Origin of the sequence: Streptomyces pilosus (genome assembly GCF_014649835.1) — a bacterium.
GTDB lineage: Bacteria > Actinomycetota > Actinomycetes > Streptomycetales > Streptomycetaceae > Streptomyces > Streptomyces pilosus.
Genome location: NZ_BMTU01000001.1, coordinates 125,906 through 148,482 on the forward strand (window position 1 = coordinate 125,906; position 22,577 = coordinate 148,482).

25 protein-coding genes are annotated in these 22,577 nt (G+C 72.0%); 6 read left to right on the top strand and 19 right to left on the bottom strand.

Translation table 11 applies throughout. The features are described from left to right. Nucleotides 1-11 precede the first annotated feature (11 nt). Complete coding sequence (locus IE118_RS00605; RefSeq protein WP_189555201.1) at nt 12-1,595, bottom strand: TROVE domain-containing protein; 1,584 nt, start codon at nt 1,593-1,595, stop codon at nt 12-14. Nucleotides 1,596-2,108: 513 nt separating this feature from the next. Beyond that, nucleotides 2,109-3,545, bottom strand: a complete 1,437-nt coding sequence (locus tag IE118_RS00610) for a hypothetical protein (protein ID WP_189555202.1) — start codon at nt 3,543-3,545, stop codon at nt 2,109-2,111. A 215-nt stretch (nt 3,546-3,760) separates the two neighbouring features. On the opposite strand from IE118_RS00610, the gene IE118_RS00615 reads away from it, so the two are divergent. Further along, entirely contained in the window at nt 3,761-5,569 is a 1,809-nt protein-coding gene (locus IE118_RS00615) for a DUF8508 domain-containing protein (protein ID WP_189555203.1), read from the top strand. A gap of 84 nt (nt 5,570-5,653) precedes the next feature. On the opposite strand, the gene IE118_RS00620 is transcribed toward IE118_RS00615, so the two are convergent. Both IE118_RS00620 and IE118_RS00625 read right to left on the bottom strand, forming a co-directional pair. Beyond that, nucleotides 5,654-6,016 (bottom strand): DUF3618 domain-containing protein, encoded by a 363-nt coding sequence (locus IE118_RS00620; protein WP_189555204.1) that lies wholly within the window; start codon nt 6,014-6,016, stop codon nt 5,654-5,656. Further along, nucleotides 6,013-6,429: a phage holin family protein gene (locus IE118_RS00625; RefSeq protein ID WP_189555205.1), complete on the bottom strand. Its 417-nt coding sequence runs from the start codon at nt 6,427-6,429 to the stop codon at nt 6,013-6,015. Before IE118_RS00625 ends, IE118_RS00620 begins: the two co-directional genes overlap by 4 nt. A 132-nt stretch (nt 6,430-6,561) precedes the next feature. Here IE118_RS00625 and dapA point away from each other — a divergent pair, with 132 nt between their 5' ends. Continuing rightward, nucleotides 6,562-7,446, top strand: a complete 885-nt coding sequence (gene dapA, locus IE118_RS00630; RefSeq protein ID WP_189555206.1) for a 4-hydroxy-tetrahydrodipicolinate synthase — start codon at nt 6,562-6,564, stop codon at nt 7,444-7,446. 74 nt (nt 7,447-7,520) lie between these two features. Here dapA and IE118_RS00635 read toward each other — a convergent pair whose 3' ends face one another. The 12 genes from IE118_RS00635 to IE118_RS00690 form a co-directional block, all read right to left on the bottom strand. Next, a complete protein-coding gene (locus IE118_RS00635) occupies nt 7,521-7,760 on the bottom strand; it encodes a hypothetical protein (RefSeq protein ID WP_189555207.1) in 240 nt (79 codons plus the stop codon). 123 nt (nt 7,761-7,883) lie between these two features. Then, on the bottom strand, nt 7,884-8,873 hold the full coding sequence (gene dapD / locus IE118_RS00640; RefSeq protein WP_189555208.1) for a 2,3,4,5-tetrahydropyridine-2,6-dicarboxylate N-succinyltransferase: 990 nt from the start codon (nt 8,871-8,873) through the stop codon (nt 7,884-7,886). Between the two features lie 110 nt (nt 8,874-8,983). Next, nucleotides 8,984-9,526: a TetR/AcrR family transcriptional regulator gene (locus IE118_RS00645; protein ID WP_189555209.1), complete on the bottom strand. Its 543-nt coding sequence runs from the start codon at nt 9,524-9,526 to the stop codon at nt 8,984-8,986. Beyond that, entirely contained in the window at nt 9,526-9,846 is a 321-nt protein-coding gene (locus IE118_RS00650; RefSeq protein ID WP_189555210.1) for a DMT family transporter, read from the bottom strand. The genes IE118_RS00645 and IE118_RS00650 overlap by 1 nt, the downstream gene beginning before the upstream one ends. Before the next feature lie 98 nt (nt 9,847-9,944). Next, nucleotides 9,945-10,277, bottom strand: a complete 333-nt coding sequence (locus IE118_RS00655; protein WP_028809645.1) for a metal-sulfur cluster assembly factor — start codon at nt 10,275-10,277, stop codon at nt 9,945-9,947. Further along, complete coding sequence (gene sufU / locus IE118_RS00660; protein WP_189555211.1) at nt 10,274-10,744, bottom strand: Fe-S cluster assembly sulfur transfer protein SufU; 471 nt, start codon at nt 10,742-10,744, stop codon at nt 10,274-10,276. The genes IE118_RS00655 and sufU overlap by 4 nt, the downstream gene beginning before the upstream one ends. Before the next feature lie 11 nt (nt 10,745-10,755). After that, nucleotides 10,756-12,012 carry a cysteine desulfurase gene (locus IE118_RS00665; RefSeq protein WP_189555212.1) on the bottom strand — a complete coding sequence of 419 codons (1,257 nt, stop codon included), beginning with the start codon at nt 12,010-12,012 and terminating at the stop codon, nt 10,756-10,758. Continuing rightward, complete coding sequence (gene sufC, locus IE118_RS00670; RefSeq protein WP_189555213.1) at nt 12,009-12,773, bottom strand: Fe-S cluster assembly ATPase SufC; 765 nt, start codon at nt 12,771-12,773, stop codon at nt 12,009-12,011. The genes IE118_RS00665 and sufC overlap by 4 nt, the downstream gene beginning before the upstream one ends. 7 nt (nt 12,774-12,780) lie before the next feature. Then, complete coding sequence (locus IE118_RS00675) at nt 12,781-13,098, bottom strand: non-heme iron oxygenase ferredoxin subunit (RefSeq protein ID WP_189555214.1); 318 nt, start codon at nt 13,096-13,098, stop codon at nt 12,781-12,783. Next, entirely contained in the window at nt 13,095-14,315 is a 1,221-nt protein-coding gene (sufD, locus tag IE118_RS00680; RefSeq protein WP_189555215.1) for a Fe-S cluster assembly protein SufD, read from the bottom strand. The genes IE118_RS00675 and sufD overlap by 4 nt, the downstream gene beginning before the upstream one ends. A gap of 79 nt (nt 14,316-14,394) precedes the next feature. After that, nucleotides 14,395-15,816 (bottom strand): Fe-S cluster assembly protein SufB, encoded by a 1,422-nt coding sequence (gene sufB, locus IE118_RS00685; RefSeq protein ID WP_037938665.1) that lies wholly within the window; start codon nt 15,814-15,816, stop codon nt 14,395-14,397. After that, a complete protein-coding gene (locus IE118_RS00690) occupies nt 15,813-16,526 on the bottom strand; it encodes a helix-turn-helix transcriptional regulator (protein ID WP_189555216.1) in 714 nt (237 codons plus the stop codon). The genes sufB and IE118_RS00690 overlap by 4 nt, the downstream gene beginning before the upstream one ends. A gap of 161 nt (nt 16,527-16,687) precedes the next feature. On the opposite strand from IE118_RS00690, the gene IE118_RS00695 reads away from it, so the two are divergent. Genes IE118_RS00695 through IE118_RS00710 form a run of 4 tightly spaced genes read left to right on the top strand, consistent with a single transcriptional unit; the run spans nt 16,688 to nt 20,303 of the window. Then, the gene (locus IE118_RS00695; RefSeq protein WP_189555217.1) at nt 16,688-17,500 is read left to right on the top strand and encodes an AAC(3) family N-acetyltransferase; all 813 of its coding nucleotides are present in this window, start codon (nt 16,688-16,690) and stop codon (nt 17,498-17,500) included. Between the two features lie 31 nt (nt 17,501-17,531). Beyond that, nucleotides 17,532-18,455 carry an ABC transporter ATP-binding protein gene (locus tag IE118_RS00700; RefSeq protein WP_189555218.1) on the top strand — a complete coding sequence of 308 codons (924 nt, stop codon included), beginning with the start codon at nt 17,532-17,534 and terminating at the stop codon, nt 18,453-18,455. Then, nucleotides 18,452-19,222, top strand: coding sequence for an ABC transporter permease (locus IE118_RS00705; RefSeq protein WP_189555219.1), 771 nt, complete (start codon nt 18,452-18,454; stop codon nt 19,220-19,222). Before IE118_RS00700 ends, IE118_RS00705 begins: the two co-directional genes overlap by 4 nt. Before the next feature lie 52 nt (nt 19,223-19,274). Next, nucleotides 19,275-20,303 carry a COX15/CtaA family protein gene (locus IE118_RS00710; protein WP_189555220.1) on the top strand — a complete coding sequence of 343 codons (1,029 nt, stop codon included), beginning with the start codon at nt 19,275-19,277 and terminating at the stop codon, nt 20,301-20,303. On the opposite strand, the gene IE118_RS00715 is transcribed toward IE118_RS00710, so the two are convergent. From IE118_RS00715 to IE118_RS00725, 3 genes are all read right to left on the bottom strand, one after another. Further along, a complete protein-coding gene (locus IE118_RS00715) occupies nt 20,261-20,995 on the bottom strand; it encodes a DUF4111 domain-containing protein (RefSeq protein ID WP_189555221.1) in 735 nt (244 codons plus the stop codon). The genes IE118_RS00710 and IE118_RS00715 overlap by 43 nt on opposite strands. A gap of 18 nt (nt 20,996-21,013) precedes the next feature. Continuing rightward, a complete protein-coding gene (locus IE118_RS00720; protein WP_189555222.1) occupies nt 21,014-22,120 on the bottom strand; it encodes an amidohydrolase family protein in 1,107 nt (368 codons plus the stop codon). 85 nt (nt 22,121-22,205) lie between these two features. Beyond that, complete coding sequence (locus IE118_RS00725) at nt 22,206-22,538, bottom strand: hypothetical protein (protein WP_189555223.1); 333 nt, start codon at nt 22,536-22,538, stop codon at nt 22,206-22,208. Nucleotides 22,539-22,577: the final 39 nt, after the last annotated feature.

Here is a 22,577-nt window from a genome sequence, read left to right on the forward strand (position 1 = left end):
CCCGGCGTTTCTCACGCGGCCCACGGCCAGTCGGCGTTCCGCCCGGCCTCGAGCAGCGGGACCATCCGGAACGCGGCGTCCGTGAGGCCGCCGAAGGTGTGCCGGTTCGCCGTGCCGGACGGGCCGTGGCCCGCCCGGTGGCCGGCGAGGTTCCAGGTGTAGACCGGCACGTGTGCCGGGACCTGCTCCGTCGGGTCCCCGTGGTGGCTGAAGGCGTACTGCTCGTCGGTGACGATCAGCACCCGGTCGTGGCGCGCGTAGTGCCGGCGCACCGCCCCGGTGGTGTCGGTGCCGCCGAGGTCGCCGAACCGGTCGAGGATCCTCAGCACCGACTCGCCCCGGCGGAAGCGCACCGGCCCGCTGGTCGAGCCGAACTCAACGAGGTCCGCCTTCGCCGCCCGCAGCGCGAGCGCCGTGCCGAAGACCGCCGCCGCGTCCGCGCGGGTGAGTTCGGAGCGGTCCGACATGCGGGAGTGGAACATCGAACCCGAGCGGTCGACGAGGACCAGCGTCCGGCCCGGCAGCTCCGGCACGTTGGCCAGCGCGTGCCCGAGCGCCCGCTCCAGCGGGTACGACCAGCGCAGCGACGGCGCGTGCCGGTACGCGGCGAGGTACCGGAAGGGGAACTGCCGCGACCGCGCGACCTCCGCCGGGTCGGCGATACGGGCGGCGACCGACGCGGCGACCTCGTCCGAGACTCCCGCCTCGTCGAAGTTGCGCAGGTTGCGCACCAGCGCCATCGTCCCCATGGACGGGATCACCGCTTCCCAGGCCGCCTTGTCCATCGGCCCCCGCAGCCACCCCGCCAGCGCCTCCCAGGTGAAGCCGGCGGCGGCCAGCCGCTCGGCGCCGCCGGGTGCCGTGACGACCGCGCGCCGCTCCTCGACGGACAGCGCCATCAGCTCGAGGTGCGCGGTGAGGACACGGTCCGAGGCGGGCGGCACCGCGGTGTCCGGGTGGTGCCGGCGGTCCAGGGCGTAGCGGAACAGCTCGCCCTGCCACGGCTTGTCCGGGTCGGGGGCCGCGTGCACCAGGTTCAGGATGTCGCCGAAGCGGTAGCCCCGGGAGGCGGTGTCGTACTTGAGCAGCGCCCTGCCCCCGTAGAGGCGTCGCACGGCGTCGGCGACACCGCGCTTGACGGGCTTGGGGATGTTCCGGCCGTACGTGGCCGTCCAGTAGGCGAGCAGCTCACCGGGCTCGTCGGGGCGCCGCAGCACGGAGTCCACGACCTGCCGGTTCGACGGGCCGGCGGTCGCCCCGGCCTCCAGCCGGGCCCTGACGTACTCGGCGGCGCCCACCAGGGAGGCGGTGCGCAGGTTGCCCTCGCCGCGCAGCCAGCCGAGCAGGCCGGCCGTCCACGACGGGTCCGTCACGGCGAGGTCCCGCACGAGCCTCGCGAACCGGTCGTCACGGCGGTCGCCGCTCTCGTAGAAGGTCTGCTGGGTCACGAAGTGGGAGACGGCGAGCAGGAAGAGTTCGGAGCGGGCGTCACGCTCCCGGCCCCGGCCGCCCTGGTGCGTGGTGAGGACGCGGCCCGTCGACGTCACGCGCGAGGTGGGCTGCGCCTTCGCCTTCTTGATGTTGAAGCGTGCCATGCGGAATTCCCCCGAATCCCTGTGTTCTTCGGAGGGAGGCGCGAGGAGGGGGGTGCCCGAGAACGAGGTCGGCGACGGGACACGTCAGGCGCGTCTTCCTTTTCCGCCACGTCGGCCCCGGGCCGACGACGGGATTCGAACCCGCAACAAACCTGATCCGAGAAGTATCCGCTGCCTGCGCACCGGGCACCCGGCCCCCTGCTGCGCCTCCCGAGATCAGGTCGGCGGCGGCAGGGAATCCATGGAGAAGAAGTAGCCGCGGCCCGCGCACCGGGAGGTGCGTGAAGTGTTCGGTGTCCAGAGTTCAGTTCGGCGGAACCGACGATGGTGCTCTGGCCTCTGAGCTACACCGGCGCGTCGTGCCGGTGACGGGATTCGAACCCGCGACCGCCCCATGATGAGTGGAAGTAGGTCCTGCCTGCGCACCTGGACGTGCATCACTCTAGAAGGGCGGTCCTCGGCCGGGCGAGCGAATTAACCAGCGGCGCTCGTCCCGCTTCCGGGCCGTGGAGCTCAGCCGCCGTGCTGTGACCGGGCCTTGAAGGCGGCCTTGCGTGCCTCCTTGGCGATCTTCTTGTCCGGGTGCAGGCGTCCCATGGCCTCCAGCACGTCCGCGGTGGCCGGGTGGTCCACCCGCCAGGCGGTGTCGAAGAAGCCGCTGTGCTGCCGCGCCAGGCCCTCCACCAGGGAGCGCAGTTCCTCGGAGTTGCCCTCCGCGGCGAGCTGGGCGGCGACGGTGTCGATGGTCAGCCAGAAGATCAGGGCCTCGGACGGGGGCGGCACGTCGGCCGCCCCGTGCTCGGCCAGCCACACCCGCGCCAGTCCCCCCAGTTCGGGGTCGGCCAGGACTTCCCGCAGGGCGGGCTCGGCGGACGCGCCGACCAGCGACAGCGCCTGCTGGCACCGCAGCCGGCGCAGCGGCGCGCCCTCGTCGGTGCCGCGGGCCGCCGCCAGCAACTCGCGCGCGGACGCCAGGGGTTCGCGCCGGGCCAGCCACTGTTCGGTCTCCGCGTGCGCGGCGGCGGGCGGGAAGACGGCCGTTCCGTCGAGCAGGGCGTCGGCTCCCTTGTCGGCGAGGTCGCCGACCGCCGGCGCCTGGAATCCGGCCTCCAGCAGCCGGGCGCGCAGCCCGTAGAGTCCGAGCGGGGTGAGCCGCACCATGCCGTAGCGGGAGACGTCGGTGTCGTCCACCGGTGCCGCGGGCTCCTCGTCGGCGTCGGCCATCAGCGCCTCGTCGACCGGGTGGTACTCGACGAGCCCCACCGGTTCGAGCTCGCGGAACTGGTCGTCGAGCCGCATCATCGCGTCGGAGACCTGCTGCAGGACGTCGTCGGTGGGTTCGGGCATGTCGTCGGGGACGATGACCGACGCGGCCAGCGCGGGCAGCGGTACCGGGGCGCCTTCGGGACCCTCCGCCCCGACCGTCAGGAGGTACAGGTTGCCGAGCACTCCGTCCAGGAAGTCGGCCTCGGCCTCGGGGTCCCAGTCGAGGTTCTCCAGGTCGAGCTCCCCGGAGCCCTCTCCCTCGGCGATGGCGTCGACGAGTCCCCCCAGATCGGGGACGCTCACGTCGCCGATCACCGTTTCCAGGGCGGCGAGCCAGACCTCCAGCACGTCCCGCGGCGATCCGCCGGTGAGCAGCGCCAGTTCGGCGCCCGCGGCGACGGTCCCCTCCTCCTCGTCGACGATCCCGACGAGTCCGGTGTCGACGGCGACCCGCCACGCCTCGCTCACGCGGGCGGCGGCGTCGTCGCCGGTCAGACCGAGTTCCGCGGCGGCCGCGGGCAGTTGCTCCTCGACGAGTCCGCCGCCGGCGTCCACACGGGTCGCGGGCCCGGCCCAGCGGGCGAGCCCGGCGGCGCGGGACAGGACCGGGGTGGACAGGGCGTCGCGCGCCAGCTCCGCTTCGGTGCGCAGCCGCGCCGGCGGCAGGATGGAGCTGTCTGACATCGGTTTGTTTCTCCTAGGGCCTCTGACGACTCGGCCGCTCAGCCTAGACGGATTTCCACCCATGCCGCCCGCTTCATCTCCCCTTCAGGGTCCGTACATGGCCGAAACCTTGACAAGTGGCTTGGCCAGGCTGGAGATTGACGCGCGTAGACAGGGAGTGACCCACGCTCCACCCTCACATCCCGGCGTAGATCACGTTCCCCGGAGGGAATCCGTTGCCGAGCATGTCGTCCGCGCGTCTCGCCGCGCTCACCGTCGCCGCCGTGTGCACCGCGGCATCCACCGTCGTCCTCACCTCGCCCGCGCACGCGGACTCGCTGCGCATCCATGACATCCAGGGCGACACCCGCATATCCCCGTACGCGGGCCGGCAGGTCAGCGAGGTCACCGGGATCGTCACCGGCGTCCGCACCTACGGCTCGTCCCGCGGCTTCTGGATACAGGACGCCTCCCCGGACTCCGACCCGGCGACCAGTGAGGGCGTCTTCGTCTTCACGGGGTCCACGCCGCAGGACGTCGCCGTCGGTGACGCGGTCAGCGTCTCCGGCACGGTGACGGAGTACGTCCCGGGCGGCACCTCGTCCGGCAACCAGTCCCTGACGCAGATCAGCCGTCCGGCCGTGACGGTCCTCTCCAGTGGCAACCCGGTGCCGGCCGCGACGCCGGTCACGGCGGGATCCGTCCCGGCCGCCTACGCGCCCACCGCCGAGGGCTCCATCAACGACCTGCGCCTGCGGCCCGCCCGCTACGCGCTGGACCTGTACGAGTCCCTGGAGGGCATGAACGTCCAGGTCTCGGACACCAGGGTGGTGGGCGCGACCGACCCGTACACGGAGCTGTGGGTCACGGTGAAGCCGTGGGAGCACCGCAACGCGCGCGGCGGCACGGTCTACGGCTCCTACGACTCCCAGAACACCGGGCGTCTGCAGATCCAGTCGCTGGGCAGGGCGGCCGACTTCCCCGACGCGAACGTCGGCGACACCCTCTCCGGCACGACCGAGGGACCGCTGGACTACAACCAGTTCGGCGGGTACACGCTGGTGGCCGGCAAGCTGGGCACCCTCGCCCCCGGTGACCTGCGGCGCGAGACGACCCGGGCGCAGCACGGCTCCGAACTGGCGATCGCGACCTACAACGTCGAGAACCTCGACCCGTCCGACGACACCTTCGCCGCGCACGCCGCCGCGATCGTGGACAACCTCCGCTCCCCCGACATCGTGTCCCTGGAGGAGATCCAGGACAACAACGGCGCCACCGACGACGGCACGGTGGCCGCCGACCGGACCCTGGCCCTGCTGATCGACGCCATCGAGGCGGCGGGCGGCCCGCGGTACGACTGGCGCTCCGTCGACCCGGCCGACAAGGCGGACGGCGGCCAGCCGGGCGGCAACATCCGCCAGGCGTTCCTCTTCAACCCCGAGCGGGTCTCCTTCACCGACCGCCCCGGCGGGGACGCCACCACGCCCACCGACGTCGTCAAGGTCCGGGGCAAGGCCGCCCTGACCCTCTCCCCGGGCCGCGTCGACCCCGCCTCGGAGGCGTTCGCGGACAGCCGCAAGCCCTTGGCCGGCGAGTTCGCCTTCCGGGGCCGCACGGTCATCGTCGTCGCCAACCACTTCGCCTCGAAGGGCGGCGACCAGGGCCTGACGTCCCAGTACCAGCCGCCGGCCCGCAGTTCGGAGACCCAGCGCCACCTCCAGGCGCAGGCGGTCCACGACTTCACCGCCAAGGTCCTCAAGGCGCAGAAGAACGCCCACGTCGTGGCCCTCGGCGACATCAACGACTTCGAGTTCTCCCGGACCACCGACATCCTTCAGGGCCGCGGCACCCTCTGGTCGGCGATCAAGTCCCTCCCGAAGTCGGAGCGTTACTCCTACGTCTACCAGGGCAACAGCCAGGTCCTGGACCAGATCCTGATCACCCCCTCGATCCGGCGCTTCAGCTACGACAGCGTGCACATCAACGCGGAGTTCCACGACCAGATCAGCGACCACGACCCGCAGATCCTGCGCTTCCGCCCGTAGCGGACGGCCGCACACGGCGGCGGGGGGAGAGGGCGGCCGTCCGCCCTCTCCCCCCGCCGACCGCCAGGCGTACGGCGCGCCGGGTCAGCACCGGTGACGCCGCACCATCACCGCGCCCACCGCCGCGGCGACCACGGCACCGGTGATCAGCACCGGCTTGCGGTGCTGCTTGCCGGTCTCACCGGCGTGCGCGGCGCTGCTGCGCAACTGCACGGTCAGCGCCCCGGCGCGGTCCCGCAGATCCTCGGCCCGCGCCTTCGCCCGGCCCTTGACGTCCATCTTCCCGGCCAGCTCCTCGACGGTGTCGCCGAGCTGGTGCCGCGTCTGCTCGATCTGCCGGCGCAGTTCGTCCGGGCCCTTGGCCCCCCGCCCCGTCGCGGCGGCCTCCGCGGCCGCGTCGACATGGGCCCCGGCGGCGGATCCCGCGCGCCTCACCTCGTGCGTCATCGATGCGCCCTTCCCTTGATCTCCTCGACGTCGGCCTTCACGCTGCCGAGCGTCTTCTCCGGTTTGGGCGGCGTGGCCCGCCGCAACTGCCCGCGGCCGGCGACGGCCAGCACACCCGCGATGAGGAACAGCACGCCCGTGACGATGAGTGCCGCGGCCCACAGGGGCAGCACCAGGTCCAGCGCAGCGACACCCGTGCCGGCCAGCGCCAGCAGCCCGGCGTAGCCGAACGCGCCCGCCGCCCCCAGCATCCCGCCGCCCTTGCCGGCACGGCGGCCCTTCTCCGCCAGTTCTTCCTTGGCGAGCGCCACTTCCTGCCGTGCGAGACGGGAGATCTGCTCGGTGGCCTGCCCGACGAGCTCACCCACACTGTGCTCGTCGCGAACCGGCCGTCGCTCGATGGTTCCGGTCACGATGCTCCTCCTCTCGGGTCGGGAGAACCCGAGTACCCCCGCGCACCTCCCGCTATCCTTCAAGCAATGCTTACGTATACCCGTCACGACATGTAAGTGGAACTTCACGACCGGGCGGCCGACACTACCCCCATGACGCCTTTCGGCCGCACCCTGTGCGCGATGATCACCCCGTTCACCCCCGCCGGCGCGCTCGACCTGGAGGGCGCCGGCCGGCTCGCCGACCGCCTGGTGACCCGGGGCTGCGACGGGCTGGTCCTGTCCGGCACCACGGGGGAGTCCCCCACCACCACGGACGCCGAGAAGGCGGCCCTGATCACGGCGGTGCGGGAGGCGGTCGGCACCCGCGCCACGATCGTCGCCGGCGTCGGCACGCCCGACACGGCCCACACCGTCACGCTGGCGCGCGAGGCCGAGCGGGCCGGCGCCGACGGCCTCCTGGTGGTCGCCCCGTACTACAGCCGGCCCCCGCAGGACGCGATCGAGGCCCACTTCCTGCGCGTCGCGGACTCGACGGGCCTGCCCCTCGCCCTGTACGACATCCCCGCCCGTACCGGCACCCGCATCGAACCCGGCACCCTGCTCCGTCTCGCGGAGCACCCCCGGATCGTGGCGGTCAAGGACTGCTCGTACGACTTCCTGGCGGCGCAGAAGCTGATGTCCCGCACCGACCTCGCGTACTACGCGGGCTGCGACGAGCACAACCTCGCCCTCTACGCGGTCGGCGGCGCGGGGTGTGTCAGCACGGTCGCCAACGTGGTCCCCGAGCACGTCCGTGCCGTGCTGGACGCCTTCGACGCCGGCGAGACGGCCCGTGCGGCGCACCTCCAGCAGCGGATGACGCCCCTCATCGAGGCCGTGATGTCGAACGGCCTGCCCGGCACGGTCACCGCGAAGGCCCTCCTCACCACCCTGGGCCTGCCCGCGGGCCCCCTCCGCCCCCCACTGATGCCCGCCGACCGCGCGACGACCGACGGGCTCAGGGCGCTGCACGAGGACCTGACCGGGGTCGGCTAGGCACGGAGCCCGGCGGGGAACGGCACGGAAAAGCGGGCCGGACCGCACCGCGGTCCGGCCCGCCGGAGCGACCCTCAGTTCCAGGCGTACCCGTCCCCGAACAGCAGGAAGTGTTCCAGCACGTCCTCCGCGGGGTCGTCGATCTGACCGACGTCGGCGTTGAGCAGGGCCACCCGGTGGCCGTTGCGCGAGCCCACGGAGGTCTCGTCCGCGTGCGCGGTGCCCGCCAGTGTCCCGAAGAGCACCAGCACCGCTGCGACGCCCATCACCCCGACCGCGCAACGGAGCACATCCCGCACCCAGTTGTTCGTCATCGCCCGTCCCCATTCCTGTACATCGGCCGTCCCGGCATCCGATCGGACCCTGTGTCCACCCGTTCATCTGCCAAAACGACCCTGAAGTCACGGGGAGTAACCCGTACGGGCGTGACGGACGGGTCAGTTGTGACTGTGCAGGACCTCGTTCAGGCCGCCCCAGACCGCGTTGTTCGGACGGGCCTCGACGGCGCCGGTGACGGAGTTGCGGCGGAACAGGATGTGGGACGCGCCGGACAGGTCACGGGCCTTGACGACCTCGCCGTCGGGCATGGTGACCCGGGTACCGGCGGTGACGTACAGGCCGGCCTCGACCACGCACTCGTCGCCGAGGGCGATGCCGACGCCCGCCTCGGCGCCGATCAGGCACCGCTCGCCGACGGAGATGCGCACGTTGCCGCCGCCGGACAGGGTGCCCATGGTGGAGGCGCCGCCACCGATGTCGGAGCCGTCACCGATGACGACACCGGCCGAGATGCGGCCCTCGACCATCGACGTGCCGAGCGTGCCGGCGTTGAAGTTGACGAAGCCCTCGTGCATCACGGTGGTGCCCTCGGCGAGGTGCGCACCGAGCCGCACCCGGTCGGCGTCGGCGATGCGGACGCCCTTGGGGGCGACGTAGTCCGTCATGCGCGGGAACTTGTCGACGGACGTCACGGCGAGGTGCAGGCCCTCGGCGCGGGCGTTGAGGCGCACCTTCTCGAGGTCGTCCACGGCGACCGGGCCGAGCGAGGTCCAGGCGACGTTGGCGAGGTGGGCGAAGATGCCGTCCAGGTTCTGGCCGTGCGGCCGCACCAGGCGGTGCGAGAGCAGGTGCAGGCGCAGGTAGACGTCGTGCGCGTCGACCGGCTTCTCGTCCAGCGAGGAGATGACCGTGCGGACCGCGACGACCTCGACACCCCGGCGGGCGTCCGGCCCCACCGCGGCGGTGGCGCCACCGCCCAGCAGCTCGGCGGCCCGCTCGGCGGAGAGCCGCTCGGTGCCCGAGGGGCCGGGCTCGGCGACGAGTTCGGGGGCGGGGAACCAGGTGTCGAGGACGGTGCCGTCGGCGGCGAGGGTGGCGAGGCCGGCGGCCACTGCGCCGGTGGTGCTCTGAGCAGTCGTGTCGGTCATAAGGGCAACCTAACCGCCTCGCGCCCGCCGACGCGAACCGGTCCCCCGCCCGTCTCAGGTGCCGGGCCGCGCCCACGGGACACCGCCGGCGCCCGGACGGCGCCCCCGCCTCACCCCGCAGGGATCACCCGCCCCAGGACGTCCCGCGCGTAGGCCTCGTCGTAGGGCGTGCCGGTCAGCAGGGCCTGGAGGAGGATCCCGTCCATCAGCGCGACCAGGGCCCGCGCCGTGACCGGGTCGGTGCGGCCGGACAGCTGCTCCACGACGGCGTCGCCCCACTCCGCGGCGACGGGGCGCAGGGCGGGACGGCGCAGGGCGGCCAGGTACAGCTCGTACTCCAGCTCCACGCCCGTGCGGTCACCGGCGAGCCATGCGCCCATCAGGGCCGCCAGCTCGGCCGCCAGGTCGGTGCGCGCGTCCTGCGGCCCGCCGCGCGCGGCGAGCACGGCGGCGAAGCCCTCGTTGGCCTGCCGCAGGGCGGCGACCATCAGTTCGTCGAGGGTCTTGAAGTGGTACGTGGTGGAGCCGAGCGGCACGTCGGCCTCGGCGGCGACGCTGCGGTGACTGAGCCCGGCGATGCCGCTGCGGCCCACGACCCGGATCGCCGCGTCGATGATCCGCCGGCGCCGCTCGGGGTCGTGGCGCCGGGCCATCAGTGCGAGCCGCCCAGGTTCAGCACCACGACGCCGACGATGATCAGCGCGATCCCGGCGGCCTTGGCGACGGTCAGGCCCTCCCCCAGGAACGCCACGCCGATGGTGGCGATGGCGGCGGTGCCCACCCCGGCCCAGATGGCGTAGGCCGTGCCGACGGCGACGGTGCGCAGCGTCTGGGCGAGCAGGGCGAAGGAGACGATGTATCCGAGCACGGTGAGCAGGGAGGGCCAGAGCCTGCTGAAGCCGTCGCTGTACTTCATGGCCGTGGTGGCGCACACCTCGGCGGCGATGGCGCCGGCGAGCAGCAGGTATCCCATGTGTACGAGCGTACACAACGGCGGGGTGTCCCCGTACGGGAACGGCGAACGGCGACGCCCCCCGGGGGGCGTCGCCGTTCGTGCGTGCGGAGCGGGCGTCAGACGTTGAAGCCCAGTGCCCGGAGCTGCTCACGGCCGTCGTCGGTGATCTTGTCGGGTCCCCACGGCGGCATCCAGACCCAGTTGATGCGCAGTTCGCTGACCAGGCCGTCCGTGGCGGACTTCGCCTGGTCCTCGATGACGTCCGTCAGCGGACAGGCCGCCGAGGTCAGGGTCATGTCGAGCGTCGCGATGTTCGCGTCGTCGATGTGGATGCCGTAGATCAGGCCGAGGTTGACGACGTCGATGCCCAGTTCGGGGTCGACGACGTCGTACAGCGCCTCACGGACCTCTTCCTCCGAGGCCGGCTTCATCTCAACGGTCTCGCTCATGCCGTCGTCTCCTTCTCGGCGTCGGCTCCGCCCAGCACCTGGGCCGTAGCGTCCTTCCAGGCCATCCAGCTCAGCAGGGCGCACTTCACCCGGGCCGGGTACTTGGACACCCCGGCGAACGCGACCGCGTCCTCCAGGATCTCCTCCATCGCGTCGTCGGGCTCGATCCTCCCCTTGGACTGCATCAGCTCCAGGAAGGTCCCCTGGATCCGCTGCGCCTCGGCGAGGTCCTTGCCGACCAGCAGGTCGTTCAGCACGGAGGCGGAGGCCTGGCTGATGGAGCAGCCCTGCCCCTCGTAGCTCACGTCGCTGATCGTCGTGCCGTCGTACTTCACGCGCAGCGTGATCTCGTCACCGCACGTCGGATTGACGTGGTGCACCTCGGCGTCGCCGTCCCTCAGACCACGCCCGTGCGGGTTCTTGTAGTGGTCCAGGATGACGTCCTGGTACATCGAGTCCAGCTTCACGCCTCAGCCCCTCATCCGAAGAAGTTCCGTACGTGCTCCAGGCCGTCGACCAGTGCGTCGATCTCGGCCGGCGTGGAGTACAGATAGAACGACGCTCGCGTGGTCGCGGGAATTCCGTACCGCAGGCACACGGGCCGCGCGCAGTGGTGGCCGACCCGGACGGCGATGCCCTGCTCGTCGAGGACCTGACCCACGTCGTGCGGGTGGATGTCGCCGAGCGTGAACGAGATCGCGGCGCCGCGGTCCTCGGCCGTGGCCGGGCCGATGATGCGCAGGTCCGGAACCTCGGTGAGCCGCTTGACCGCGTACTCGGTGATGGCGTGCTCGTGGGCGAGGACCTTGTCCATGCCGATGGCCGACAGGTAGTCGATCGCCGCGCCGAGGCCGACCGCCTGGGCGATCGGCGGGGTGCCCGCCTCGAACTTGTGCGGGGCCGGCGCGTAGGTCGACGAGCTCATCGACACGGTCTCGATCATCTCGCCGCCGCCGAGGAACGGAGGCAGGTCCTCCAGCAGCTCCTGGCGGCCCCAGAGGACGCCGATGCCGGTCGGGCCGCACATCTTGTGGCCGGTGAAGGCCACGAAGTCGGCCTGGAGGGCCTGGACGTCCAGCGGCATGTGCGGCGCGGCCTGGGAGGCGTCGACGCACACCAGGGCGCCGACCTCCTGGGCGCGGCGCACTATCGCCTCGACCGGGTTGACCGTGCCGAGAATGTTGGACACCAGCACGAAGGAGACGATCTTCGTCTTCTCGGTGATGATCTCGTCGATGTTCGACAGGTCGAGCCGGCCGTCGTCGGTCAGCCCGAACCACTTCAGCTTCGCGCCGGTGCGCTGCGCGAGCAGCTGCCAGGGCACGATGTTGGAGTGGTGCTCCATCTCCGTGATGACGATCTCGGTCTCGTGGTCCACCCGGTAGGGCTCGTCGGCCCAGCCGAGCATGTTGGCCACGAGGTTGAGCGACTCCGAGGCGTTCTTGGTGAAGATCACCTCGTCGCGCGAGGGCGCGTTGACGAACTCCGCGACCTTGTCGCGCGCACCCTCGTACAGCGCCGTGGCCTCCTCGGCGAGCACATGCACACCGCGGTGGACGTTGGCGTTGTAGCGCTCGTAGTACTCGGCGAGAGCGTCCAGCACCTGGCGCGGCTTCTGCGAGGTCGCCGCGTTGTCCAGGTACACGAGCTTCCGGCCGTCGTGGACCTGGCGGTCCAGGATGGGGAAGTCCTTGCGGATCGCCTCTGTGTCGAGGAGGCCCGGCAGCTGTGTCACGCGGATGCGCCACCCTTCACGTATGCCTCGTAGCCCTCGTTCTCCAGCTTGTCCGCGAGCTCGGGACCGCCGGACTCGACGATGCGGCCGCCCGCGAACACGTGGACGTGGTCGGGCTTGATGTAGCGCAGGATGCGCGTGTAGTGCGTGATCAGCAGGGTGCCGACCTCGCCGGACTCGCGGACGCGGTTGACGCCCTCGGAGACGATGCGCAGGGCGTCGACGTCGAGGCCGGAGTCGGTCTCGTCGAGGATCGCGACCTTCGGCTTGAGCAGCTCGAGCTGGAGGATCTCGTGGCGCTTCTTCTCACCGCCGGAGAAGCCCTCGTTGACGTTGCGCTCGGCGAAGGCGGGGTCCATGTTGAGGCGCTCCATGGCCTCCTTGACCTCCTTCACCCAGGTGCGCAGCTTGGGGGCCTCGCCGCGCACGGCGGTGGCGGAGGTGCGCAGGAAGTTGGAGACCGAGACGCCGGGGACCTCGACCGGGTACTGCATGGCGAGGAACAGGCCGGCGCGGGCGCGCTCGTCGACGGACATCTCCAGGACGTCCTCGCCGTCGAGGGTGACCGTGCCGCTGGAGATCGTGTACTTGGGGTGACCGGCGAGCGCGTAGGCGAGGGTCGACTTGCCCGAGCCGTTGGGGCCCATGATGGCGTGCGTCTCGCCCTGCTTCACGGTGAGGTCGACGCCCTTGAGGATCTCCTTCGTGGCGTTGTCGGCCTCGACGGTGACGTGCAGGTCTCGGATTTCAAGCGTTGCCATGGGTGCCTCAGGACTCCTGGGTGAGGGAGACGAGCACGTCGTCCCCTTCGATCTTTACGGGGTATACGGGGACGGGGCGCGTCGCCGGAAGGGCGTCGGGCTTGCCGGAACGGAGGTCGAAACGCGAGCCGTGCAGCCAGCACTCGATGTGGCAGTCGTCCACCTCGCCCTCCGAGAGGGAGACGTTCGCGTGCGAGCAGATGTCGTTGATCGCGAACACCTCGCCCCCGGTCTGCACGAGGGAGACCGGCGTGCCGTCGAGTTCCACCCGCTTCGGGGTGTCCTCCTCCAGCTCGCTGAGCCCGCAGGCGCGTTGGAAGGTCATCCGACCGCCGCCTCCAGCTCCTCCTCGATCTTGGCGATCAGCCGCTCCTCGATGTCCGGGACGCCGATCTGCTGGACGAGCTCGGCGAAGAAGCCGCGCACGACCAGACGGCGGGCGTCCTTCTCGGCGATGCCGCGGGCCATCAGGTAGAAGAGCTGCTCGTCGTCGAAGCGGCCGGTGGCGGAGGCGTGACCGGCGCCGACGATCTCGCCGGTCTCGATCTCCAGGTTGGGCACGGAGTCGACGCGGGCGCCGTCGGTGAGCACCAGGTTGCGGTTCATCTCGTAGGTGTCGGTGCCCTCGGCCTTCGCCTCGATGAGCACGTCACCGATCCACACGGCGTGCGCGTCGTCGCCCTGGAGGGCGCCCTTGTAGACGACGTTGGACTTGCAGTGCGGCACGTTGTGGTCGACCAGGAGGCGGTGCTCCTGGTGCTGGCCGGCGTCGGTGAAGTACAGGCCGAACAGCTCGGCCTCGCCGCCGGGGCCGGCGTAGGCCACGCGCGGGTGGAGGCGGACGACGTCGCCGCCGAAGGTGACGACGACCGACTTGAAGGAGGCGTCGCGGCCGACGAGGGCGTTGTGCTGGGCGACGTGCACCGCCTTGTCGTCCCAGTCCTGGACGGAGACGACGGTCAGCTTGGCGCCGTCACCGAGGACGAAGTCGACGTTGGCGGCGAGTACCGCGTCACCGGTGTGGTCGATGACCACGAGGGCCTCGGCGAAGGCGCCGAGCTCGACCAGCTGGTGGCCGTAGGCGGTGCCGCCCTCGCCCTGCACCGCGATGCGGATCGGCTCGGTGAGGACGGTCTCCTTCGGCACGGTCACGACCGAGGCCTGCTCGAAGGCGGAGTACGCCTGGGCGGCGACGCGGTCCACGGGGACGCCGGCGCGGCCGAGCCGCGCGTCGTCGCGGCCGACGGTCTCGACGGTGACGCCCTCGGGCGCCTCGACGGCGACCTTGACGCCCCCGTCGGTGGCGGTGGCGGTGCCGTCGTGCAGCCCGCGCAGTCGCTCCAGCGGGGTGAACCGCCACTCCTCCTCGCGGCCGTGGGGGACGGCGAAGTCCGCCACGTCGAAGGACGGGGGCGCGCTCATGCGGGTGGCGACGGTCGACTCGGCGGCCACCGCGATCGAGCCCGCGGTGGTGGAACCCACGGGTAGGGGTCCCCCCGCCGGAGCGGAGCCGGAGGTGGGGGAGTTCTGAGCCTCAGCCATGGCTGTCGTAGTGCTCGCTTTCCTTACGTAAGGGGCTTGACGGAACGGCGGGGCGGCCGGTGGCCGCCCCGGGCCGGTGTCAGCCGACCGCGCCTTCCATCTGCAGCTCGATCAGCCGGTTGAGCTCCAGCGCGTACTCCATCGGCAGTTCCTTGGCGATCGGCTCGACGAAGCCGCGCACGATCATCGCCATCGCCTCGAACTCACTCAGGCCGCGGCTCATCAGGTAGAAGAGCTGGTCCTCGGAGACCTTGGAGACGGTCGCCTCGTGGCCCATGGACACGTCGTCCTCGCGGACGTCCACGTAGGGGTAGGTGTCCGAGCGGGAGATGGTGTCGACGAGCAGCGCGTCGCACAGCACGTTGGACTTGGCGCCCGGGGCGCCCTCGCCGATCTCGATCAGGCCGCGGTAGGAGGTACGGCCGCCGCCGCGCGCCACCGACTTGGAGACGATGTTGGACGAGGTGTTCGGGGCCATGTGGACCATCTTGGCGCCCGCGTCCTGGTGCTGGCCCTCGCCGGCGAAGGCGATGGACAGCGTCTCGCCCTTGGCGTGCTCGCCCATGAGGTAGACGGCCGGGTACTTCATCGTCACCTTGGAGCCGATGTTGCCGTCGACCCACTCCATGGTCGCGCCCTCGTAGGCCACGGCGCGCTTGGTGACCAGGTTGTAGACGTTGTTCGACCAGTTCTGGATGGTCGTGTAGCGGCAGCGGGCGTTCTTCTTGACGATGATCTCGACGACCGCGGAGTGCAGCGAGTCCGACTTGTAGATCGGGGCGGTGCAGCCCTCGACGTAGTGCACGTAGGCACCCTCGTCGACGATGATCAGGGTCCGCTCGAACTGGCCCATGTTCTCGGTGTTGATCCGGAAGTAGGCCTGGAGCGGGATCTCGACGTGCACGCCCGGCGGGACGTAGATGAAGGAGCCGCCCGACCACACGGCGGAGTTCAGCGACGCGAACTTGTTGTCGCCGACCGGGATGACCGTGCCGAAGTACTCCTTGAAGAGCTCCGGGTGCTCCTTCAGGGCGGTGTCGGTGTCCAGGAAGATGACGCCCTGCTCCTCCAGGTCCTCACGGATCTGGTGGTAGACGACCTCCGACTCGTACTGGGCGGCGACACCGGCGACGAGGCGCTTCTTCTCGGCCTCCGGGATGCCCAGCTTGTCGTAGGTGTTCTTGATGTCCTCGGGCAGGTCCTCCCAGGACTCCGCCTGCTTCTCCGTGGAGCGCACGAAGTACTTGATGTTGTCGAAGTCGATGCCCGAGAGGTCGGAGCCCCAGTTCGGCATGGGCTTCTTCTCGAACAGGCGCAGACCCTTGAGGCGGAGCTTGGTCATCCACTCCGGCTCGTCCTTCTTCGCGGAGATGTCCCGGACGACGTCCTCGTTCAGGCCGCGGCGCGCCGACGCACCGGCCTCGTCACGGTCGGCCCAGCCGTATTCGTAGGTGCCCAGACCCTCCAGCTCGGGGTGGGCAGTCTCCGTGGGGAGAGTCATGCGGGGTTCCTCCCGGACGTGCTTTCAGATGCGTGGTGGGAAATCTTGGGGATGAACGTCGTGCAGACGCCGTCGCCGTGCGCGATCGTCGCCAGCCGCTGTACGTGCGTACCGAGCAGCTCGGCGAAGAACTCCGTCTCGGCCTCGCACAGCTGCGGGAACTGTTCGGCGGCGTGGGCGACCGGGCAGTGGTGCTGGCAGAGCTGTTCGCCGACCGGTGCGCTGCGCGCGGTTGCAGCGTACCCGTCCGCGCTCAGGGCCTTGGCCAGCGCTTCCGTCCGCTCCTCGGGGGCCACGCCCTCGACCGCCCTGCGGTACGTCTCGGCCTGGGCGGCGATCCTGGCGCGGGCGAACGCGGCGATCGCCTCGCTGCCGCCCTCCCGCTCGCCGATCCAGCGCAGGGCGTCCACGGCCAGCTTGTCGTACGACTGGTCGAAGGCGTCCCGTCCGCAGTCGGTGAGGGCGAAGACCTTGGCCGGGCGCCCGCGCGTGCGGGCGCCGTAGACGCGCCGCTCGCGCGCCTCCACGACGTTGTCGGCGGCCAGCGTGTCCAGGTGCCGGCGTACGGCCGCCTGGGTGAGTCCGAGTCGCTCGGCCAGCTCGGCGACGGTCGACGGGCCGTGGTCCAGGATGGAGCGGGCGACGCGGTTGCGGGTGGACCGCTCACCGGTTGCCAGTTCCTCGTGGGAAGCCTCGCCGACGTTTTTCACAACGCCATTGTTGCGTAATTCGTCCGGGACCGGCAAGCCGCGCCCGATCGGCCCCACGGTGCGCTGCGTCACTTAGGTAAACCTAATCCGACCTGCGGAAACGATCTTTGATCGATCAATTCGGTGGCGTCCGGAGACGGCTTCCTGCACACTCCCCGACCATGCCCACACCCGCTCCGACCGGCCCACTCGTCACCCGCGACACCCTCTCCGCGCGGCTGCGCGCACTCGGCGTCCGGCCCGGCGAGATCCTCCTCGCGCACTCCTCGCTCAGCGCCCTGGGCTGGGTCAACGGCGGCGCGGCCACGGTGGTCCGGGCGCTGCTGGACGCGCTCGGCCCGGACGGCACGCTGGTGGTGCCCACGCAGACCGGCGACCTCTCCGACCCGGCGCTGTGGCAGGCCCCGCCCGTGCCGCCCGCGTGGTGGGCGACCATCCGGGCGACCATGCCCGCCTACGACCCGCTGACCACGCCCGCGCGCGGGGTCGGCGTGATACCGGAGGCCGTGCGGACCTGGCCGGGCGCGCTGCGCTCCGCGCACCCCCAGACGTCGTTCGCGGCGGTCGGCCGCCGGGCGGCGGAGGTCGTCGCGGGACACGCGACCGACTGCCGGCTGGGCGAGCGCAGCCCGCTGGCCGTGCTGGAGCGGCTCGGCGCACGCGTGCTGCTGCTCGGCGCCGGGTACGACGCCTGCACCGCCTTCCACCTCGCCGAGTACCGCGTGCCGTCCCCGCGCGTCGAGGTCGGCCGCCCCGGCCCGGACGGCTGGGAGACGGTGACCGAGGTGTCGATCACCTCCGAGGACTTCGACGCCCTGGGCCACGACTTCGAACGCGACCGGCCCGTCGTGCGCGGCACGGTGGGGGCGGCCGACGCCCGCCTGTTCCCGCTGGCGGAGGCGGTGGCCTACGCCGAGGGCTGGCTGGGCACGCACCGTCCCCGGGAGGAGGAGTTCCAGCACCCCACGGTCTGAGGCCCGGGCGGTCTCCCTAGACTCGTGTCCCATGCGAAGTGAGCCCGTGGTCCAAGTGCAGGCCCTGGTGAAGCGGTACGGCACGAAGACCGCGGTGGACGGCCTCGACCTGGTGGCCCGGGCGGGCGTGACCGCCGTGCTCGGCCCGAACGGGGCGGGCAAGACGACCACGGTCGAGACCTGCGAGGGATACCGGCGCCCTGACTCCGGCACCGTCCGCGTGCTGGGCCTGGACCCGGTGCGGGAGTCGGCCGCGCTGCGGCCCCGGGTCGGGGTGATGCTCCAGTCCGGCGGCGTCTACTCGGGCGCCCGGGCCGACGAGATGCTCCGGCACGTGGCGAAGCTGCACGCGCATCCGCTGGACGTGGACGCGCTGATCGAGCGCCTGGGGCTCGGCTCCTGCGGCAGGACCTCCTACCGGCGGCTGTCCGGCGGCCAGCAGCAGCGGCTGGCGCTGGCGATGGCCGTGGTCGGGCGCCCCGAGCTGGTGTTCCTGGACGAGCCGACCGCCGGCCTCGACCCACAGGCCCGCCGCGCCACCTGGGACCTGGTCCGGGACCTGCGCGCCGACGGCGTCTCGGTGATCCTCACCACCCACTACATGGACGAGGCCGAGCAGCTCGCCGACGACGTGGCGGTCATCGACGCCGGCCGGGTCGTCGCCCAGGGCTCCCCCGAGGAGCTGTGCCGGGGCGGCGCCGAGAACACCCTCCGCTTCTCCGGGCGGCCGGGGCTGGACGTGGCCTCCCTGCTGAAGGCCCTGCCCTCCGGCTGCACCGCCGCCGAGGTGACCTCGGGCACGTACCGGGTCGTCGGTGACGTCGGGCCGCAGCTGCTCGCCACGGTGACGTCCTGGTGCGCGCAGCACGGCGTGATGCCGGACCGGATCTCGGTGGAACGGCACACCCTCGAAGACGTCTTCCTCGAACTGACCGGCAAGGAGCTGCGCGCGTGACCGCCACCGGCACCTATTCACCGAAGCCGGGCGCGGCGCCCCTGACCCGCATGATCGCGGCACAGGCCGCGCTCGAGACGAGGATGCTGCTGCGCAACGGCGAACAGCTGCTGCTGACCGTGATCATCCCGACGCTGCTGCTGGTGCTGTTCGGCACCGTGGACGTGGTGGACCTCGGTGAGGGCGAGGCGGTGGACTTCCTCGCCCCCGGCATCCTCGCGCTCGCGGTGATGTCGACGGCGTTCACCGGCCAGGCCATCGCGACCGGCTTCGAGCGCCGCTACGGAGTGCTGAAGCGGCTCGCCTCCTCGCCGCTGCCCCGCTGGGGACTGATGACCGCGAAGACGATCTCGGTGCTGGTCACCGAGGTGCTCCAGGTGCTCCTCGTGACGGTGATCGCCCTGGCGCTCGGCTGGTCCCCGCGGGGCAACCCGCTCTCCGTGCTGCTGCTGCTGGTGCTCGGCACGGCCGCCTTCTCGGGCCTCGGGCTGCTGATGGCCGGCACCCTGAAGGCCGAGGCGACGCTCGCCGCCGCCAACCTGGTCTTCCTGCTGCTGCTCGTCGGCGGCGGGGTGATCGTCCCGCTCGACCGGTTCCCGGACGCGGCGCAGGACGTGCTCGGCCTGCTGCCGATCTCGGCCCTCTCCGAGGGGCTGCGGGACGTGCTCCAGCACGGCGCCGGGATGCCGTGGGGCGAACTCGGGATCCTCGCCGTGTGGGCGGTCGCCGGGCTCGCGGCGGCCGGGAAGTTCTTCCGCTGGGAGTAGCCGCGTGCCCGGAACCGACCCTCGTGAAAGCGTGCACAAGCGGCGCCCTACGATGGGACGCGTGCCAAACGTGACCCGCGCCGACGCCCCGACGAGCCGGCGCAGCCCCCTCGCCTTCATCGCCGCCCGCTGGACCCCGGATCCCCGGACCGTCCGCCGGGCGGCCCTCGCCGCACTCGTCATGGCGGTGGTCATCGTGGTCACCGGCGGGGCCGTCCGGCTCACCGGTTCCGGCCTCGGCTGCCCGACCTGGCCCAAGTGCACCGAGGACTCAATCACCTCGACCCGTGAGATGGGCGTGCACGGCGCCATCGAGTTCGGCAACCGCCTGCTCACCTACGTGCTGTGCGCCGCCGTCGGCTGGGCGATCGTCGCCGCACGCTCGCAGAAGCCGTTCCGGCGCAGCCTGACCCGGCTGGGCTGGGCGCAGTTCTGGATCGTCATGGGCAACGCGATCCTCGGCGGCATCGTGGTCCTCGTCGGTCTGAACCCGTACACGGTCGCGGCGCACTTCCTGCTGTCCTCGGCGCTGATCGCGGTCGCGACGGTGATGTGGCAGCGCACCCGCGAGGGTGACGGCGCGCCCCGGCCGCTGGTCGGCAAGGCGGTGCGGCAGCTGGTGTGGTTCATGGTGGCCGCCTCCGTGCTGCTGATCGCGGTCGGCACGGTCGTCACCGGCGCCGGTCCGCACGCCGGCGACTCCAGCGAGGTCGCACGGATGCCGGTGGACTGGGAGACGGTCAGCAAGCTGCACGCCGTGCTGGCGTGGATCGTGGTGACGCTGACGTTCGCCCTGTGGTTCGTCCTCAAGGCCGTCGACGCCCCCGGAGGCCCCCTGGCCCGCACCCGCGAGCTGTTCCTGATCCTGCTCGCCCAGGGCGCCATCGGCTACGTGCAGTACTTCACCGACCTGCCCGAGGTCCTGGTGGGCCTGCACATGTTCGGCTCGTGCGTGATGTGGATCTGGGTGCTCCTGGTCCTGCTGTCCCTGCGCGAACGCCCGGGGACGGCGGCGCCGGAGGTGGCCGTCCCGGCCGCTCAGGAGCCGGCCACCAGCGCGTCGATCGCCGGCCCCAGGTAGTCCCGGGTCAGCCGGGCCCGGCGCCGGGTCCACTCCTCGGCGGGCGGCGCGGGAGCGTCGTAGCGCCGCCTGCGGACGTCCTCGACGACCTCGCCGGGGGCGCCGAGGCCGGGCAGGACGTCCAGCGCCTCCCGCTTGGTGATCAGGCGGCCCTCGCGCAGGGTCACGGTGGCGCGGGCGAAGGTCAGCAGGCCCAGGTCGACCCACACGTCCCGCGTCCAGTGGGCGGCCCGGTCCACCGCGGGCCGCCAGAAGTCCCGCTGGTCGCGCACCACGAAGTCGGCGAGCTCGCCGTCGGGGACCGGCGGCAGGACGTCCGCGGGCGGCGCCCCGTGCAGGACCCGGCCGAAGGTGTGCAGCTCGGTGCGGGTGACCGGGGTGACCGGGCGCCGGAACAGCTGCTGGTGCGCCCAGGTGAGATGGCGCCGCCCGGGGTCCGCGGCGGTCGGCGGTGTGAGGTAGGTGCAGTGCAGCCGGCCCGCGAGCGGCTCGGTGCGCAGCCGCGCGTGCAGCAGGGCGATCCGCCACACCGTGCGCGCGGGGAGCGGGTGGTCGAGGACCGCGATCAGGTCCAGGTCGCTGCGGCCCTCCACGTAGTCGCCCCCGGCCAGTGAGCCGTGCGCCCACAGGGCGACGGGAGCGAGCGGTGCCATGTCCGTCAGGAGGCGGTCGAGCAGGGCGTCGGTCGTCATCCGCCGAGCCTTCCCGCCTCACCCCAGCCCGTACACCCGCTCCGCGTTGCCCGAGGCGATCAGGCCGGCCACCCGCCGGGCGTCGTCGAGCGACCACGCCCCCTCCGTGACCCAGGTGCCGAGCACCCGGTCGAGCGCCTGGCGGAACAGCCGGGCGGCCACCACGTGCAGCTCGGGCAGACCGCGGGCGCCGCTGGAGAAGAGGATCTTTCCGAACGGGGCGAGCTCCAGCACCTCCGCGAGGACACCCGCCGCACGGGCGCCGGTGCGCACCAGCGCGGCCCCGCAGTCGGCGTAGACGTGCGGGAAGACGCCGGCCAGGTGGGCGGCGTGCCGGTGGTACGGGTAGCCGTGCAGCAGGACGAGGTCGGTGCGCAGCCCCGCGGTGGCCCGCACGAAGTCGGTGAGCAGGACCGGATCGGTGCGGTCGACGCGGGCGCCCGGCGCGCCGAGCCCGGCGTGCAGCTGGAGCGGCAGGCCCGAGGCGACGGCGATCCACAGCAGGTGCCGCAGCAGCACCGGGTCGTTCAGCTCGCCCCCGGCCCGGCGTCCGGCCAGCCAGCGTCCCGCCGCACCGCGCACCTCCCCGGCGCCCGGCGGTTCCGGGGTGAGCGCGAGCCCGTGCCGGAGTCCGGCGACGGAGGTGAAGGCGACCGCGTGGGCGGCGGCGCCGTGCACGGACTCGGCCAGGTTGGCGAGGAAGGAGCCGACGGTGCCGGAGGTGTCGGCGACCTGTTCGGCGAGCTGTTCCAGGCGGACGATCTCGTGCGCGTCCGCGTCGCCCGCCCGGCCCAGCTCGGTGGGTCCGGTGAGGTCGCCGGGCAGGCCGGTGTCGACGAGGTAGACGGAGATGCCGCTGCCCCGCAGCAGCCGGCGCCCGGCCTCGACGCCGCCGAGTTCGCGGCGCCGGGCGAGGTAGCGGGCGGGCGGGCAGTGCGGCTCCAGGCCGAGCAGGGGCGGGCACCAGCGGCGTACCGCGAACCCGGTCTGGGTGTCGAACAGGGTGGTGCCGGGGGCGGGCGGTCCCTCGGTGCGGGTCAGCTGGGCCTCGAAGGTGCCGAGGCCCAGCTCGGTGCGCAGCACGCCGTGGCAGTACTGGTCCACGAGGGACGGCGGGTCGATCATCTCCGGGCTCTCCCCGTGTGGACGCTGTCACGGCCTACAGGTCCTAACGGGTGAACCGGCGTATAGGTGTTGCCCCGGGGCGGGTTCAGCCGTTGGAGGGGCCGCCGACCTGGATCCCGGCCATCCGGCTCCACTCGTACGGGCCGGTCCTCACCTTCGCCGCGAACTCGCCGTCGAACTCCTCGTGGACGGTGATGCCGGCCTTCTCGACGGCCAGGCGGGCGATGTCCGTCGAGGGGGCGAAGACGTCGCCCCACGCGCCGTCCTCGCCGACGAGGACGATCCGGGCGCCGCGCTGTCCGAGGTACGCGACCTGTCCCTCGGCACCGCCGTGCTCCTCGGCGAAGCCGCCGATCCGCCGGGCGAGCCGTGCCGCCTTCTTCTCGGCCTTGGGGTCCACCTGCTGCGTGTCTGCCATGAACAGGATGCTACCGACGGGTAGATCGAACGGCGACGG